General features: G+C 61.5%; 14 protein-coding genes. 4 read left to right on the top strand and 10 right to left on the bottom strand.

Annotated features, from left to right (window positions below; genetic code table 11):
- Window positions 1–23: 23 nt before the first annotated feature.
- From AMM41_RS20395 to AMM41_RS20370, 6 genes are all read right to left on the bottom strand, one after another.
- Window positions 24–773 (bottom strand): amino acid ABC transporter ATP-binding protein, encoded by a 750-nt coding sequence (locus AMM41_RS20395; protein WP_089963621.1) that lies wholly within the window; start codon window positions 771–773, stop codon window positions 24–26.
- Window positions 760–1,410 (bottom strand): amino acid ABC transporter permease, encoded by a 651-nt coding sequence (locus tag AMM41_RS20390; RefSeq protein WP_089963620.1) that lies wholly within the window; start codon window positions 1,408–1,410, stop codon window positions 760–762. Before AMM41_RS20390 ends, AMM41_RS20395 begins: the two co-directional genes overlap by 14 nt.
- Window positions 1,403–2,074, bottom strand: a complete 672-nt coding sequence (locus AMM41_RS20385; RefSeq protein ID WP_089963618.1) for an amino acid ABC transporter permease — start codon at window positions 2,072–2,074, stop codon at window positions 1,403–1,405. The genes AMM41_RS20390 and AMM41_RS20385 overlap by 8 nt, the downstream gene beginning before the upstream one ends.
- A 17-nt stretch (window positions 2,075–2,091) precedes the next feature.
- Window positions 2,092–2,886, bottom strand: a complete 795-nt coding sequence (locus AMM41_RS20380; protein ID WP_089963617.1) for a transporter substrate-binding domain-containing protein — start codon at window positions 2,884–2,886, stop codon at window positions 2,092–2,094.
- Entirely contained in the window at window positions 2,883–3,653 is a 771-nt protein-coding gene (locus AMM41_RS20375) for a GntR family transcriptional regulator (RefSeq protein WP_089963615.1), read from the bottom strand. Before AMM41_RS20375 ends, AMM41_RS20380 begins: the two co-directional genes overlap by 4 nt.
- A gap of 230 nt (window positions 3,654–3,883) precedes the next feature.
- Window positions 3,884–4,597 (bottom strand): YebC/PmpR family DNA-binding transcriptional regulator, encoded by a 714-nt coding sequence (locus tag AMM41_RS20370; protein WP_089963613.1) that lies wholly within the window; start codon window positions 4,595–4,597, stop codon window positions 3,884–3,886.
- Window positions 4,598–4,792: 195 nt separating this feature from the next.
- Here AMM41_RS20370 and AMM41_RS20365 point away from each other — a divergent pair, with 195 nt between their 5' ends.
- Window positions 4,793–5,704, top strand: a complete 912-nt coding sequence (locus AMM41_RS20365; protein WP_089963612.1) for an alpha/beta fold hydrolase — start codon at window positions 4,793–4,795, stop codon at window positions 5,702–5,704.
- Window positions 5,701–6,579, top strand: coding sequence for a DMT family transporter (locus AMM41_RS20360; RefSeq protein ID WP_089963610.1), 879 nt, complete (start codon window positions 5,701–5,703; stop codon window positions 6,577–6,579). The genes AMM41_RS20365 and AMM41_RS20360 overlap by 4 nt, the downstream gene beginning before the upstream one ends.
- Before the next feature lie 675 nt (window positions 6,580–7,254).
- Here the strand turns inward: AMM41_RS20360 and AMM41_RS20355 are convergent.
- The 3 genes from AMM41_RS20355 to AMM41_RS20345 form a co-directional block, all read right to left on the bottom strand.
- Window positions 7,255–8,538, bottom strand: coding sequence for an O-acetylhomoserine aminocarboxypropyltransferase/cysteine synthase family protein (locus AMM41_RS20355; protein ID WP_089963608.1), 1,284 nt, complete (start codon window positions 8,536–8,538; stop codon window positions 7,255–7,257).
- 213 nt (window positions 8,539–8,751) lie between these two features.
- A complete protein-coding gene (locus AMM41_RS20350; RefSeq protein ID WP_089963627.1) occupies window positions 8,752–9,219 on the bottom strand; it encodes a CoA-binding protein in 468 nt (155 codons plus the stop codon).
- A gap of 692 nt (window positions 9,220–9,911) precedes the next feature.
- Window positions 9,912–11,108: an MFS transporter gene (locus AMM41_RS20345; RefSeq protein WP_089963607.1), complete on the bottom strand. Its 1,197-nt coding sequence runs from the start codon at window positions 11,106–11,108 to the stop codon at window positions 9,912–9,914.
- Between the two features lie 354 nt (window positions 11,109–11,462).
- Here AMM41_RS20345 and AMM41_RS20335 point away from each other — a divergent pair, with 354 nt between their 5' ends.
- Window positions 11,463–12,143, top strand: a complete 681-nt coding sequence (locus AMM41_RS20335; protein ID WP_089963603.1) for a DUF2076 domain-containing protein — start codon at window positions 11,463–11,465, stop codon at window positions 12,141–12,143.
- A gap of 30 nt (window positions 12,144–12,173) precedes the next feature.
- Here AMM41_RS20335 and AMM41_RS20330 read toward each other — a convergent pair whose 3' ends face one another.
- Window positions 12,174–13,427, bottom strand: a complete 1,254-nt coding sequence (locus tag AMM41_RS20330) for an Hsp70 family protein (RefSeq protein ID WP_089963602.1) — start codon at window positions 13,425–13,427, stop codon at window positions 12,174–12,176.
- A 267-nt stretch (window positions 13,428–13,694) separates the two neighbouring features.
- Between AMM41_RS20330 and AMM41_RS20325 the strand changes: the two genes are divergently transcribed.
- Window positions 13,695–15,467, top strand: a complete 1,773-nt coding sequence (locus AMM41_RS20325) for a DUF1302 domain-containing protein (protein WP_194944906.1) — start codon at window positions 13,695–13,697, stop codon at window positions 15,465–15,467.
- The last annotated feature ends 708 nt before the right edge of the window (window positions 15,468–16,175 follow it).

Here is a 16,175-nt window from a genome sequence, read left to right as displayed (position 1 = left end):
GTTCAAAACGTTTCAGCGCAGGCTCAGTGCAGCGAAGACAAAAACTGCTGCAGTTCAGGCGTCTTCGGCCGGGCAAACACATCGGCGGGGGCACCTTGCTCATGCACCAAGCCCTGGTGCATGAAGATCACGCGGTCGCTGACCTTGCGGGCAAAGTTCATCTCGTGTGTGACCATCAAAAGCGTCATGCCTTCTTGCGCGAGCGACTCCACCACGGCCAGCACTTCGCCCACCAGCTCGGGGTCGAGCGCCGAGGTGATTTCGTCGCACAGCAAGATGCCCGGCGACATGGCCAGCGCCCGGGCAATCGCCACGCGCTGTTGTTGCCCGCCCGACAGCTGATCGGGAAAGGCGTCAAATTTTTCGGCCAATCCCACACGGGCCAGCAGGCGGCGTGCTGTGGCTTCGGTCTCGGCAGCGGGCAGCTGCTTGACCAAGCCCGGGGCCAGCTGGATGTTTTTGCCCACCGTGAGGTGCGGGAACAGGTTGAAGGACTGGAAGATCATGCCCACTTGCTGACGCAAGCGGCGCATGGCCGCCGGGTCGGTGTAGACCAGTGGCTGGCCTTGCACCGTCAGACTGCCGTGCTGAAAGGTCTCCAACCCGTTGATGCAGCGCAGCAGCGTGCTTTTGCCCGAGCCGCTTTTGCCAATGATGGCAATCACTTCGCCCGGCTGCACCTGCAGGTCGATGCCTTTGAGGACTTCGTTGTTGCCGTAAGACTTGCGCAGGCCTGCAATGGCAACGGCAGCCGTAGTGTTAGCGTTGGACATGGAATTTGCCTTCGAGAGAGCGTGCATACAGGCTGATCGGGTAGCAGATCAAGAAATACAACACAGCGACACAGCTGTAGACCACAAAGGGTTTGAAAGTGGCGTTGGTGATCATGGTGCCTGCCTTGGTCAGCTCGACAAAACCAATGACCGACGCCAGTGCGGTGCCCTTGACCACTTGCACCAAAAACCCCACGGTGGGCGCGACGGCAATGCGTGCCGCTTGCGGAAAGATCACGTAGCGCAACTGTTCGCCAAAATTGAGCGCCAGGCTTTGCGCCGCTTCCCACTGGCCTTTGCCAATCGACTTGACGCAGCCGTGCCAAATTTCGGCAAGAAAGGCGCTGCTGTACAGCGTCAAGGCCACGGCCGCTGCCGTCCAGGCCGAGGTTTCCACCCCCAGCATGGCCATGCCGAAGTAGGCCAAGAACAACTGCATCAGCAAAGGCGTGCCCTGAAACACCTGCACATACACGGCCACCGCTTGTTGCAAGCTGCGGTTGGGTGTGGTGCGGGCCACCAGCAGGGCCAGGCCCACCAAGCCGCCGCCCACAAAAGCGATCAGTGACAAAACGATGGTCCAGCGTGCGGCCAGCAACAAGTTGCTGACGATGTCCCAAAGAGAAAATTCAACCACGGCGGCCTCCGAACAAGAAGCGTTGGCCGAACCAGTTCAGCGTGGCGCGGGTGGCGATCGACAACAACAGGTAAATGGCGGTGGCGACGATGAAGGCTTCAAAGGCGCGGAAGTTGCGGCTCTGGATCAGGTTGGCGGCAAAGCTCAGCTCTTCGGTCGAGATTTGCCCACACACCGCCGAGCCCAGCATCACGATGATGATTTGGCTGACCAGCGCAGGCCAAACCCGCTGCAAGGCCGGTGGCAGCACTACATGAATGAAGGTTTGCATGCGCGAGAGGGCCAAGCTCATGGCCGCTTCGATTTGCCCTGCCGGCGTGGTCTGGATGCCGGCTCGCACGATCTCGGCCGAATAGGCCCCCAGGTTGATCACCATGGCAATGACCGAAGACCACTCGGGGCTCAGGCGCACGCCCATGGCGGGCAGGCCAAAGAAGATGAAAAAGAGCTGGACGATGAAGGGCGTGTTGCGGATCAGCTCCACATAAGCGGCCACGCCGGGTCGGCTCCAGCTCGGCCCCTGGGTGCGCACCCAGGCGCAGCCAATGCCCAACAGCACACCCAGCACCGCCGACACGGCCGTGAGGCCGAGCGTCCACGCCACGCCCTTGACCAGCAAGGGCCACTCGGTCAAAACCGCTGCAAAGTCCAGCTCAATCGCCATGGTCTTCCTTGAAGGGTTTATTCAGGCAATTGACCAGCAGGGCGGCCCAGCCACTTTTGCGCCATCTTGTCGATGTCACCCGACTTTTTGCCCTCGGCAATGATGGCGTTGACCTTGGTGCGCAGTGCGTCTTCGCCCTTGCCCACGCCAATGAAGTTGGGGCTGTCTTTGAGCAGCAGCTTGTATTCGGTGTTCAGCTGCGGATTCTTTTGCATCATCACGCCCGCCACCGACACGCCCGTGGCCAGCAGTTGGGTTTGGCCTGCAACGAAAGCCGAGACGGTGGCGTTGTTGTCTTCAAAGCGTTTGATCTCGGTGCCCGCAGGGGCCACTTTGGTCAATTCCTGGTCTTCCAAAGCGCCACGGGTGGCTGCCACGGTTTTGCCGGCCAGATCGGCCATCGATTTGATGCTGATGGTTTTGGGGCCGTAAATGCCCTGGAAGAAAGGCGAGTAAGCCGAGGTGAAGTCGATCACTTTTTCGCGCTCGGCGTTCTTGCCCAAGGTGGAGATGACCAGGTCGGCCTTTTTGGTTTGCAGGTAGGCGATGCGGTTGGCGCTGGTCACGGGCATCAGCTCGATCTTCACGCCCATCTTGGCGGCAATGAAATTGGCCATGTCGATGTCCAGGCCCTGGGGTTTGAGGTCAATGCCCACAAAGCCATAAGGCGGAAAGTCGGTGGGGATGGCGATCTTGATCAGCTTGGCTTTCTGGATGTTGTCCAGTGCCGCTTGGGCGTGGCTGGCACCGGCCAAAGTCAACAGGCTGGCGGCCACGGCAGCGGACAAGGCAAGGCGTTTCGAGAGTTTCATAACAAGGCTCCTAGGTAAGTGGAAGGTGAGGTGGAAGACGAGGCGTCAAGTGAAGCTGTACGTGGTGACCGCGAGCGGGTTTTCTTGACCGCCATCGGTGTGCTCATGGGGGCCAGGGCCAGCCGCAATTCGGCCAGCGGGTCTGCGGGGGAGGCGTTGATTTGCAGCGCCGATTGCACCTGACCAATGTGTTCGGCCATGAGCCGCTCGGCGCTTTCCTTGTCGCCCCGCTCCAGCGCCTGCACGATTTCGATGTGTTCCTGGCAAGACTTCACCGCGTCGTGGCTGGACTGGTAGAGCATGGCGATCAAGGTGGTGCGGGCCGTGAAGTCGCGCAGCGTGTCGGCCAGCAATTGGTTGCCCAGACACTCGGCCAGGCACACATGAAAATCGCCCAACAAAAAGCTGCGACGGCCCACATCGTCTTGTTGGAGCGCGGTTTTTTCTTGCTGGATGTGTTGCTTCAGGCGCTTGAGCGTGGTCTTGTCCATCGCGCCTGCGCTGCGGATCAGACCGGTTTCGATCACCCTGCGGGCTTCAAAGGCCTCGCGGGCTTCGCTTTTGGACGGTTGCACCACAAACCAGCCCCGGCGCGAGCTGACCTGCACAATGCCACGCGCGGCCAGTTGCATCAACGCTTCGCGCACCAAGGTGCGGCTGCAGTCAAACAGCATGGACAAAGCCTGCTCGCCCAGGCGTGTGCCGGGCATCAGCTTTTGGGCCAGGATCGCTTGCACGATCCGGTCGGCAATGTCTTTGGAGTTCACAGGTGGGGGATTCCTTTGACTGAATCTCTAGCGAATACCGTGCCACTTGTTTTGACATCTTGTATGCAAGATTTGTGCATCATAGGTGTGCACAAATCACTTGTGGCTCATGGATTTCCCTTGCTTGGTGCGTCGGTGCGCACCAATTTGAGGGGTGCGGAGGTCCTGCGCCCATGCAAAAGGGCCTGACGGGAACGTCCCGTCAGGCCCTTGTTTAAAGCTTTGAACTTTTAGCCTGCCAAGCCGACAAACACGTTTTGCACGTCGTCGTTGTTGTCGATCGCGCCCAAAAAGGCTTCGACTTCTTCCAGTTGCTCGGCGCTCAGGTTGGCGGGGTCCACCGGGTTTTTGGGTTTGTAGCCCAGCTTGGCCGACACCACGGTGAAGCCGTGTTCGGGCAGGGCGCGGCTGACCAGGTCCAGGTCGGTGGCTTCGGTGATGAACACCGTCACGCCGTCTTCGTCGGCCGGCTCAAAGTCTTGTGCACCGGCTTCAATGGCGGCCAGTTCAGCGTCGGCACCGGCTTGGGCAGGTTCGGCTTCGATGAACCCGACATGGTCAAAGTCCCAGGACACCGAGCCCGAGGTGCCTTGTTGGCCCTTGCGGAACAGCACGCGCATTTCTGACGCGCTGCGGTTCACGTTGTCGGTCAGCACCTCGATCATGACGGGCACCTGGTGTGGGGCAAAACCTTCGTAAATGACGCGGTCAAAGCTCACGGCATCGCCCAAGAGGCCTGCGCCTTTTTTGATGGCACGTTCCAGCGTTTCCTTGGGCATGGAGACTTTGCGGGCTTGCTCCACCACCAGACGCAGGCGCGAGTTGGCCGCCGGGTCGGCGCCGTTGCGGGCCGCAATCATGATGTCCTTGGCCAAACGGCCAAACAATTTGCCTCTGGCATCAGCTGCCTGTGCCTTGCCTTTTGCTTTCCACTGCGCGCCCATGGGGTCTTCCTTGTCTTGGGATGAAAGCGGGGAGTTTAAGCGCTGGCCTGCCTGATTCACTGACCGGCGGCGGGTCTCGCAGGTCACAGGCACTGGCGCGCAGTGGCCCAATAATGGCCAGTCTGACACTCCGCTGGTCGAGCGCGCCATTCGGCAGGGCTTCAGCATGGCGGTGTCCGAAGCCCCGATTTGCCCATGAACCACCCTGCCTTGCCTTTGTTTCCCGGTTTTGCCCACCACCTGCTGGAGGTCAGCCCCGGCATCTCGATTTCGGCCATGGTGGGCGGACAAGGTCCCGGCTTGTTGCTTTTGCACGGCCACCCCCAAACCCTGGCCATCTGGCACAAAGTCGCCCCCACGCTGGCGCAGCATTTCACGGTGGTGGCCGCCGACTTGCGCGGCTATGGCGATTCGTCCAAGCCCAAAGGCGGGCCGGACCACGCGGCTTACGCCAAACGCAGCATGGCGCAAGACCAAGTGCGCTTGATGCAGCAGCTGGGTTTTGCGCGCTTTGTGGTGCTGGCCCATGACCGGGGGGCTCGCGTGGCGCACCGCCTGGCCTTGGACCACCCGCAAGCGGTCAGCCGCATGGCCTTGCTCGACATCGCGCCCACCTTGGCCATGTACGAACAGACCACCGAGGCCTTTGCCCGTGCCTATTGGCACTGGTTCTTTTTGATCCAGCCACAACCCCTGCCCGAGCGCCTGATTCAAGCCGACCCGGCGGGCTATGTCACCGATGTCATGGGCAACCGCAGCGCCGGACTGGCCCCGTTTGACCCTCGGGCGCTGGCCGAATACCAGCGCTGCCTGGCTCTGCCGGGCGCAGCGCATGGCCTGTGTGAAGACTACCGGGCCTCGGCAGGCATTGACCTAGAGCACGACCGGGAGGACATCGCCCAAGGCAGGAAGCTGGAGATGCCGTTGCAAGTGCTGTGGGGCGCTCAAGGCGTGGTGCAGCGCTGTTTTGAGCCGCTCAAGGAATGGCAAAAAATGGCCACCCAGGTCACGGGCCAGGCGCTGCCCTGCGGCCACTACATCGCCGAAGAAGCGCCTGACGCCCTGCTGGCCCAAGCTTTGCCATTTTTGCAAGGGTTGCCAGCATGAGCCAACACAACCGCCGTGGCATCGTCACCATGACCGGGGCGATGGTGTTTTTTGTGGTCAACGACGCCTTGGTCAAATGGGTCAGCGCCGACCTGTCCACGCCGCAGCTGATTTTTGTACGCGGCGTGATGACCACGGCACTGCTGCTGGCACTGGCAGGTGGGATGGGCCACTTGCGGCATTGGCGCACCGCGCTCACCCGATCGGTGCCCGCCCGCGCCGTGATGGACAGTCTGGCTTCTTTCACTTACCTCACGGCCGTATTCCATTTGCCACTGGGCAACGCCACCGCGATCAACCTGGCAGGCCCCTTGTTCCTGACCCTGATGGCGGTGTTCTTTTTGCATGAACGGGTGAGCCTGGGCCGCTGGGGCTTGATCGTGCTGGGTTTTGCGGGGGTGTTGTTGGTGGTGCAGCCACGCATGGGCGACTTCAATGCCTATGCCTTGCTCTGCCTGTTTGCGGCACTGCTGCACGCGGGGCGAGATTTTTTGACCCGACTGGTGCCCGCGCAGGTGCCTTCACTTTTGATCACCTTGTCCACAGCGCTCATGGTGACGCTGCTGGCGGGGGTGTGGAGCCTGTTTGAGCCCTGGAAACCCATGGGCACGCAGCACCTGTGGCTGCTGTTCGGCGCGTCGCTGTGCCTTGCGGCGGGTTACCACCTGCTCACACTCAGCATGCGGCTGGGCGACATGAGCGTGATCGGACCGTTCCGCTACAGCGGCTTGCTGATGGCCTTGGTGCTGGGATATTGGATGTGGGGCGATGTACCCAACCCGCTGGCCTGGTGCGGCATTGCGCTGGTGGTGGCGGCTGGCCTCGGGCTGCTTCAGGCCGAGCGCAAGCGCAAGCAGGCCTTGCTGGCGCATTGATGACCGCCCCCCATCAGGCCCTTGCTGGCCAATATCCCCGTAGGTCGGGCCTTTATGGTCCGACAGCTATTTTTTCGCGAAGCGACATTGCAAATGGCAACGGTGCACCACGCGTCATGTCGGACCTGAAGGTGCCGACCTACAAGAGACAACCTCTGCCTGTGGGTTGATGGCCGATCCCCCGTCGGGCCTTTGCGGTCCGACATCCCCCGTAGGTCGGGCCTTTATGGTCCGACAGCTATTTTTTCGCGAAGCGACATTGCAAACGACAACGGTGCACCACGCGTCATGTCGGACCTGAAGGTGCCGACCTACAAGAGGCAACCTCTGCCGGTGGGGTGATGACCGCCCCCCATCAGGCCTTTGCTGGCCGATATCCCTGTAGGTCAGGCCTTTATGGTCCGACAGCTATTTTTTCGCGAAGCGACATTGCAAACGGCAACGGTGCACCACGCGTCATGTCGGACCTGAAGGTGCCGACCTACAAGAGACAACCTCTGCCAGTGGGTTGATGGCCGATCCCCCGTCGGGCCTTTGCGGTCCGACATCCCCCGTAGGTCGGGCCTTTATGGTCCGACAGCTATTTTTTCGCGAAACGACATTGCAAACGGCAACGGTGCACCACGCGTCATGTCGGACCTGAAGGTGCCGACCTACAAGAAGACTCCTGTGTTTTCATCGCCTGGCCTTGTCCAGCGCCTGGTCGATGTCCCACAGGATGTCGTCCAGATTCTCCAAGCCGACTGAGATGCGCACCATGTCGGGCGGCACGCCCGCGGCCAGTTGCTGGGCGTCGTCGAGCTGGCGGTGTGTCGTGCTGGCAGGGTGGCTGATCAGGGTGCGGGTGTCGCCAATGTTGACCAGGTGGCTCATGAACTGGGCCGACTCGATGAAGGTCACGCCCTGGGCCAGGCCGCCTTTCACGCCAAAAGACAGCAAGCCTGACGCGCCACGCATCTGGCGCTGCATCAGGGCTTGTTGCGGGTGGTCGGGCAGGCCGGGATAGTTGACCCAAGCCACACGCGCATCGGCCTGCAAAAACTTCGCCACACCCAGCGCGTTGTCACAGTGCTTTTGCATGCGCAACGGCAGGGTTTCGACGCCTTGCAGAATTTGCCAGGCGCTCGTGGGGCTGAGCGATGCGCCAAACACGCGCAGGCTTTCCATGCGGCAGCGCATGGAAAAGCCAAAGTCGCCAAAGGTCTCGTAAAACTTCACGCCGTGGTAGCCCTGGGACGGCTCGGTCATGCCGGGGAACTTGCCGTTGTCCCAAGGAAATTTGCCGCCCTCCACCACCACGCCACCCAAGGTGGTGCCGTGCCCCGCCAGGTATTTGGTGGCCGAATGCACCACGATGTCGGCCCCCAGCGCCAGCGGGTTGCACAGCAGCGGGCTGGGCACGGTGTTGTCGATGATGAGCGGCACGCCGTGCGCATGGGCCACCTCGGCCACGGCGGCGATGTCAAGCACCACCATGCTCGGGTTGCCCAAGCTTTCGGCGTACACCGCCCGGGTGTTGGGGCGCATGGCAGCGGCAAAAGCCTCAGGCTTTGTCGCATCGACAAAAGTGGTCTCGATGCCGAACTTGGCCAGACTCACGGCCAGCAGCGTGACCGAGCCGCCATACAAAGCCCCGGCCGCCACCACATGGTCGCCCGACTGCAAGATGGTCATGAGCGCCATGGTTTCGGCCGCCATGCCCGAGGCACTGGCCACGGCAGCACGCCCGCCTTCGAGCGCGGCCACACGCTCTTCGAGGACCGCCACCGTGGGGTTGCTCAGGCGCGAATACACATTGCCAAAGGTCTGCAAGTTAAAGAGCGAGGCCGCATGTTCGGCGCTGTCAAACACAAAGCTGCTGGTTTGGTAGATGGGCAAGGCGCGTGCGCCGGTGGCTGCATCGGGGATTTGCCCGGCGTGGATGGCCAGGGTTTCGGGGTGAAATTGGCGGTCGGTCATGGTGTTCGGGTGGAAAAAGAGGGTTCAAAAATGGCAAGAGCAGAAATATTGATCCGACCCTGTCAAGAGTTCAATGGTCAATGATTTTGTAGGTCGGCGGCTTTAGCCCCGACAAGTGCCCGCGACCAACCAGCACTGTCGGAGCTAAAGCTACCGACCTACGGGGTCGCGGTGCAAAAGATGCAAACATCTGGCCTGATCAATGAGAAGCCCTCACACCAGCCGCCGCGCCGAAATGATGCCGGTGTTCACGCCCACCCAGTTCAGGCCGCCGAACAGCCGGGCGTGTTCGATCTTCACGCAGCGGTTGCTCACCGAATCCAAACCCGCCTGCCGGGCCAGGGCATCGGCCTCAGGGTTGGCCACGCCCAGCTGCTGCCACAGGCAGCGTGCGCCGATCTGCACCGCCTGCTCGGCAATCGGCAGCACGTCTTCGGCGCGGCGAAACACATCGACCATGTCCACTTGAAAAGGGATGTCGTTCAGGCTGGCGTAACAGGTTTCACCGAGGATCTCGCCGCCCGCATAGCGCGGGTTGACCGGCACGATCTTGAAGCCGTGCGACTGCATGTACTTGGCCGCGAAATAGCTGGGCCGGTGCCATTCAGCCGACAAGCCCACCACGGCGATGGTGGGATAACTTTTAAGGATGCGCCGCAGCGCGTGCAAATCGTTGTGCATGGGGCCCTTGTTTTCTTCAGCGTTTTTCTGTTGAAGCCTCAAGCTTAAGTGTTGCAGGGTGTTTTTTATGGATCAAACCCTGTGAAGTTTGAAGTGAAGGGTGATCTGCGAAGCTTTTCGCGATGGGGTGGTGTGCGAGGGTGATCGCGACGGGGGCGTCGCTCCTACAGGGGGATGCCCTGCATTTTGTGGGAGCCCCGCCCTCGGGGCGATTGTTGGGGGTCTGCGAGGGTTATCGCGACGGGGGCGTCGCTCCTACAGGGAGATGCCCTGCATTTTGTGGGAGCCCCGCCCTCGGGGCGATTGTTGGGGGTCTGCGAGGGTTATCGCGACGGGGGCGTCGCTCCTACAGGGAGATGCCCTGCATTTTGTGGGAGCCCCGCCCTCGGGGCGATTGTTGAGGGTCTGCGAGGGTGATCGCGACGAGGGCGTCGCTCCTACAAGGGGATGCCCTGCATTTTGTGGGAGCCCCGCCCTCGGGGCGATTGTTGAGGGTCTGCGAGGGTGATCGCGACGGGGGCGTTGCTCCTACAGGGGGATGCCCTGCATTTTGTGGGAGCCCCGCCCTCGGGGCGATTGTTGGGGGTCTGCACGGCTTTTCGCGACGGGGGCGTCGCTCCTACAAGGGGGATGCCGGCATTTTGTGGGAGCCCCGCCCTCGGGGCGCATCTGCTCCATAGGAGCTCATACCGTCAATACCGCGCCTGCCCGCTGAGCTTCATTTGCCGCGAGGCCCAAGTGGCGCTCAGAGACAGCCCGCCACACACCGCCATCACGCCCAGGTAATGCCCGCTGTGATCAAACACCGCCCCGGCCAGCACCGGGCCCAGCAAGTTGCCCAAGGCCGCGCCGCTGTAGAGCGTGCCCACCACACTGGCCACCGACCGACCCCCAAAATAATCCATGCAAATGGCGGGCAAAAGCGACACGATGGAGCCATAACTCAGGCCGAACCACAACGCAAACAGCACCAGCATGGCCTGACCACCCGCTGCGCCCCACAGCACATACGACGCGCCCATGGACAGCTGCATCAGCACCAGCGTCTGCGCCCGGCCCAGCCGGTCAGCCAGCAGGCCAATGGCAAAGCGCCCGACCAGACTGCCCACGCCAATCAGGCCCACCAGTCCCACGGCAAAGGCTTCGCCCAAACCCAGGTCACGCGCCGAGGCCGAAACATGGGCAAAGGGAATGAACATCACGGGCGAGGCCAGCACCGTGGCCAGGTACAACCAGCGAAAAGTGGGGCTGCGAAAGGTCTCGCGCAAAGTCAGCCCGGAGCCCGAGCCCCCCGCACGGGACGCACCGGGGGCCGTCTGTGCGGCAGGAGCGCGGCGCAGCAAACCCGCCGCCAACACACCCAGCACCAAGACCGCCAAGGCCAGCAGCTGCATGGCCTCGCGCCAGGGCATGGGACCAATCGCCATGGCCACCAGCACCGGCACCAGCAAAGTGCCTGCGCCCACGCCCGAGCTGGCAATGCCCCCGGCCAAGCCGCGCCGGGTAGTGAACCAGGGCTGCACGCTGGCAATGGACGGGGTGTAGACCAGCGCAATGCCCAGGCCCACCAGCAAGCCGTAGCTCACATACACCGCCAGCAAAGACGTGGCCCAGCTGGTGGCCAGCAGGCCCAGCGCAATGAGGGCCATGCCAACCGAGCACACAGTGCGCGGTCCAAAGCGATCGGCCAGCATGCCGCCGCCCGCGCCCAGCACAAAGTAAACAAAGCCCGAGAGGCCAAAAATCCAGGACACATCGGCCCGCTGCGCCGAGAACTCAGCCGCAAACGACTCAAAAAACGCCGCAAACGAATACGACACCCCAAAGATCAGCGCCAGGCAAGCAAATGTGGCCCAAACCACCACCCAGGCATAGGGGGTCTCTTTCATGGTGTCTCCGCTTCATTTTTTCAGTTGATGGTCATTGTGCCTTTGAAGCTGCGCACCGGATAATCCGGCCCGATGATGTTTGCATGAACAGTTTTTGTAGGATTGGCACCCTCGCCGCGATGAAGCCTCGCAGACCACCACCCATCGCCCCGAGGGCGGGGCTCCCACAGAAATTGTAGGAGCGGCGCCCTCGCCGCGATGAAGCCTTGCGGACCACCACCCATCGCCCCGGGGGCGGGGCCCACAACGCCTGTCAGGAGAGTCATTTTCGATCTGCGGTTTTGTGCCCAGCGCTCAACTCACTGGCCGTGTGTTTGCCCATAATGAGCCCTTCATTGCCTGAAAGGTTCCCTGATGAACGCCGCAGAACGTGACCAGTTGCAGCAGTTTTTGAGCGCTTTGCGCCAGACCCGTGCCGACCCCAAAGACCCCACGGCCGACGGCCTGATTCGCGAAGCGATCGCTGCACAAGCGGACGCCCCTTATTTGCTGGTGCAGCGGGCCATGGGTTTGGGCATGGCGTTGGATGCGGCCCAGACCCGCATGGCGCAATTGGAAGCGCAATGCGCCCAGCAGTTGAACGAGTTGACCCAGCTGCAAAAAAACCAGGCAACAGCCACTACTGCCAGCTCGAATGGGTCGTGGATGTCGAGCGCCCACGCTTGGGGGCGTGGACCAGAAACACCGGTGCAGCCCTTGCCAGCCAACGCCGCCACGTCCCGTTTTGCCACCCACTCACCCACGGCGGCACGCCCAGCGGCCATGCCCGCCCCGGCCTCCACCAGCGCCTGGGGCGGCGGCATGATGGCCCAATTGGCCACCACCGCAGCGGGCGTGGTGGCGGGTGGCTTGTTGTTTCAAGGGGTGCAAAGCCTCATGGGGCACCAAAAGCCCTCGCCCGAGTCCAACACCGCATCACCACTGAGCAACGCCCAAGAGGAATCTTTGCCGGGCTTGGTGTCGCCACAGGCTTCGGCAGACGATGTATTGGATGCAGGTGATGCCTCTTGGGACGCGGGCGAAGACTGGGCTTGAAGCCCACTGGGTCGCCCACTTCGCAAGCGCTCAACGGCTGTAGGCCAACCCCAGCGCCACACCGCCAAACAAATCACCTTCGACCAGCGGCACACCCACAAATTCGCGCTGCAAGGCTTGCTGGAATGAGCTCAAGGCCGAAGAGCCACCCGTGAGGTAAATCGCGTCCAACGAAGCATCGGTCAAACCCGCACGCTGCACACACTCTCGGGCACAAGCCACGGTGCGGGCCAGCAAATCGTGCAAATGGGCTTGCATGTCTGCCACCCCCAGGGGGGCATGCAAGTCGCGCTCCATCACTGACAGGTCAATGTCCGTGTCGGCCCGCTTGACCGAGCACCGGATTTTGGCCTGTTCGACCTCGTGCGCCATGAGGTGACCATGGCGTTCGGTCAGCACGCGCATCAGGCGCTCGTGCAGGCGAGGGTCACTGTAGTTGCTGCGCAGCGTTTTGGCATGGGCCATGGCCTTGGGCTGGTATTGCCAATGGATCAGGTGCCAGGTGGCCAAGTCAAAAAACACGCCGCTGGGCACCTCGCGGTGTTCCGGGCCCATGTGTTTGTAGCCCAACAGCGGCATGACCTGCGCCAAGTTGAGCTGTCGGTCGTAGTCGGTGCCACCCACATGCACACCCGTGGTGGCCAGAATGTCGCGGCTTCGGTCGGTGCGTGCCATGCGGTCTGGCCCCAGGCGCACCACGGTAAAGTCCGAGGTGCCGCCCCCCAAGTCGACCACCAGCACGGTGCTTTCTTGGGTCAAGCGCTGCTCATAGTCCAGCGCAGCGGCAATGGGCTCGAGCTGAAACGACACCTCGTCAAAGCCCAAGGCCTCGACGGCCTGGCGCAGCGAGGCTTCGGCTTGGCCATCGCGCTCAGGGTCATCGTCGACAAAGTGCACCGGGCGGCCCATCACCACACGGCGCGGGGCGCTGCCCAGGCTTTGGGTGGCACGCTCGCGCAGCTTCGCCAAAAAGGTGCCGATGATGTCCTGAAAACTGATTTGCTGGTGGCCAATCTGCGTTGTCTCCAACAGGAGTGGGCTGCCCAGCAGGCTTTTGAGCGAGCGCATCAAGCGGCCCTCGGTGCCCTCCAGGTAATGCCCGATGGCGTCGCGCCCAAAGTGGGTGCTGCCGTCTTCGGCGTTGTAGAACACGGCCGTGGGCATGGCCAGGGCCTCGCCTTCCAGTGGGATCAGGCGTGCGCGGCCCTCTGGGCCGTGCCAGGCCATGGCTGAATTGGAAGTGCCAAAGTCAATGCCGAGCGTGCCGGCGGAGGAAGACATCATGAATGGGGAGGGATTGCAGACAGGGGTCGAGGATGGCGGTCTGGTGATTGGGGACACGCCGAGAAGACCGGGCATTCTGCCACCAAGCTTGGCGTTTGACTGGCCACAAGAACTTTCTCGGTATTGCGGTGCCTCAAAGGGTCTTGTAGACACCCGCCCAAATCGAAAAAGTCATAATTTTGGTGAATTTAACGAATCAATGTCACTGCATATGAGATCATAAAAGGCCAAACAAAAAGACTCGGCCCCCTTCAAAGGAATCGTCAAGTGAAAAAAAATCGAGTCTTTCTGACTCTGACAGCCACTGGTTTGATCTCTTGCCCAGCGGCTGCCATCGACTTCAGCGATGGTCAGGGTCTGGAAGGCAAATTCAATGGCACCCTCACCTGGGGTACCCAAATCCGCAGCGAATCAGCCAACCCGCTGGTTTATTCGGACTGGCCATCTCGTGCTGTGCCAGGAACGACCCGAGGCCTTTTACAGGGCCAATCGGGTGGGTCAAATTTGAATTTTGCCAAGGGCGAGCCGATTTCGACGGTGCTCAAGGCGGTGCTGGACCTTGACGTCAAAAAAGACGGTGTGGGCCTGTTCTTGCGTGGCAGGGCTTGGCAAGACTTTGTTTTAGGTGAAAAAAGTGTGCCCTATGGGCATTACCCCAATGGCTTTCAGCCAGACCAACCCTTGGACGACCAAGGCTTCTCGCCCAGCGCTCAATTCAGCCGGATGGCGTTTCACGAGGCCTTCTTGTATGGTCAATTTTCTGGCGGGCAAGGCAAAACACTGGACCTTCGTTGGGGGCGTCAGGTATTGCAGTGGGGTGCTTCGGCCTTGCACGCGGGTGGCATCCAGGCGGGGATTCATCCGAACGATGCGGCATCCGCTCAGCGCCCTGGGGCATTGCCCGCCGAGAGCAAACTGCCCTTGGGCATGTTGAGTGGGAAGTGGGCCGCCGGAAATCGGTGGAGTCTGGAGGCATTCGCTGCCTATGAGGCTCGCAGCCATGTTTTTCCCGGCTGTGGCACTTATTTCGATATCGCCTCCTTGGCGCCAAAGGGTTGCGATTTTGCGCCTCTGGCGGGCGCGTCAGAACAAGCTTTGCTCTCGAGCGGCGATTACGTGCACCGCAACGCCAATGTCATGCCCAGGAATTCGGGCCAATATGGCGTGTCTTTCGGCTACAAACTCGAGCCTTGGAATGCCGATGTCAAAGTGTTCGCCATGAACACGCACAGCAATATGCCCAGCCTGCGCATGACGGTCAACGCCAAGACACCCGGTGCTCGCTCGGTCAATTACGCCATGGTTTATCCGGAAGATGTGGCGTTGACGGGTTTGAGTTTGCACAAACAACTGACACCCACGGTGCGTTTGTTGGGTGAAGTGGCTTATCGCCGGCATCAGCCGGTTTCCTTGAATGCCTACGACGTTCTTTACGGATTTGTGTCGCGCCAGCCCACGGCGGTGCTGGCCCTGAACAAGGGAATTGGCGCAATCCCTGTCGGTGGCACCTTTGATGCGTATGACCGTTTTGATGTGGGCACGGGCAGCTTGGGGGTGGACTCGATTTTTCCCAAAGCCTTGGGCGCAGACCGGGTGGTGCTGCTGGCCGAGTTGGGCATCAACCAGATCAAGGGATTGCCCGACACCTCGGTCTTGCGTTATGGACGGCCGCAACCCTACAACGCAGCGGCCTACACCGGTGGCCCCGCTTGTGTGGACGCCGTGCCCGGAAAAACATGCACCAGCGATGGCTATGTCACAGCCCGCGCTTGGGGTCTGAAAATGTTGGCATCGGCCACTTACGCCAACGCAGCAGGTGGCATCACTTGGACCCCTTCGGTGCTGGTGTCCAAGGACGTCAAGGGCTATTCCCATGATGGTGCTTATTCACAAGGGCGCATGCTGTTTCGGCCTGCCCTTCGCGCCCAAATGGGGCAAAACTATTTCGCCGAGCTCCAGTACCACCGCTACAGCGGTGGTCAATACAACCTGATGCTGGACAGAGATTTTGTGAGTGTGGTGGCTGGGGCCAGTTTTTGAATCCGATGTGAACCCTGCATCACCGCTTTTTTAAACCCTCGCAGACCACCACCCAATCGCCCCGGGGGCGGGGCTCCCACAAAATGCAGGCATTCCCTTGTAGGAGCGACGCCCCCGTCGCGATCAAGCCCCGCAGACCACCTCGCATCGCCCCGAGGGCGGGGCTCCTACAAAATGCAGGCATCCCCTTGTAGGAGCGACGCCCCCGTCGCGATCAAGCCCCGCAGACCACCACACATCGCCCCGAGGGCGGGGCTCCCACAAAATGCAAGCATTCCCTTGCAGGAGCGACGCCCCCGTCGAGATCAAGCCTCGCAGACCACCCCATCGCCCCGAGGGCGGGGCTCCTACAAAATGCAGGCATCCCCTTGTAGGAGCGACGCCCCCGTCGCGATCAAGCCCCGCAGACCACCACGCATCGCCCCGAGGGCGGGGCTCCTACAAAATGCAGGCATTCCCTTGATAGGGGTAGGAAAGGCCAAGGCCTCCCCTCCCTCCGAACCGTGCGTGCAGTTTTCCCGCACACGGCTCTCCAGTCAGTGGTTTCCTCATCGGGATTGGCTCGCTTGCATTCGGGCCTGCGTCATGGTGAACAGCCCCAACTGCGCGAAGTACTCGTTTGGCCAGCGTTTGTGATCAACTTGGCTCTTCCCCATCCCCGGGCTCTTTTGCTGCTTGCGCAGCATCGCCCTCAACCTCCTGCGGATG

This window comes from Limnohabitans sp. 2KL-3 (assembly GCF_001269405.1).
GTDB lineage: Bacteria > Pseudomonadota > Gammaproteobacteria > Burkholderiales > Burkholderiaceae_C > Limnohabitans_A.
Note: the sequence above shows the minus strand (reverse complement) of the source record. Positions and strands in the feature narration are given on the sequence as shown.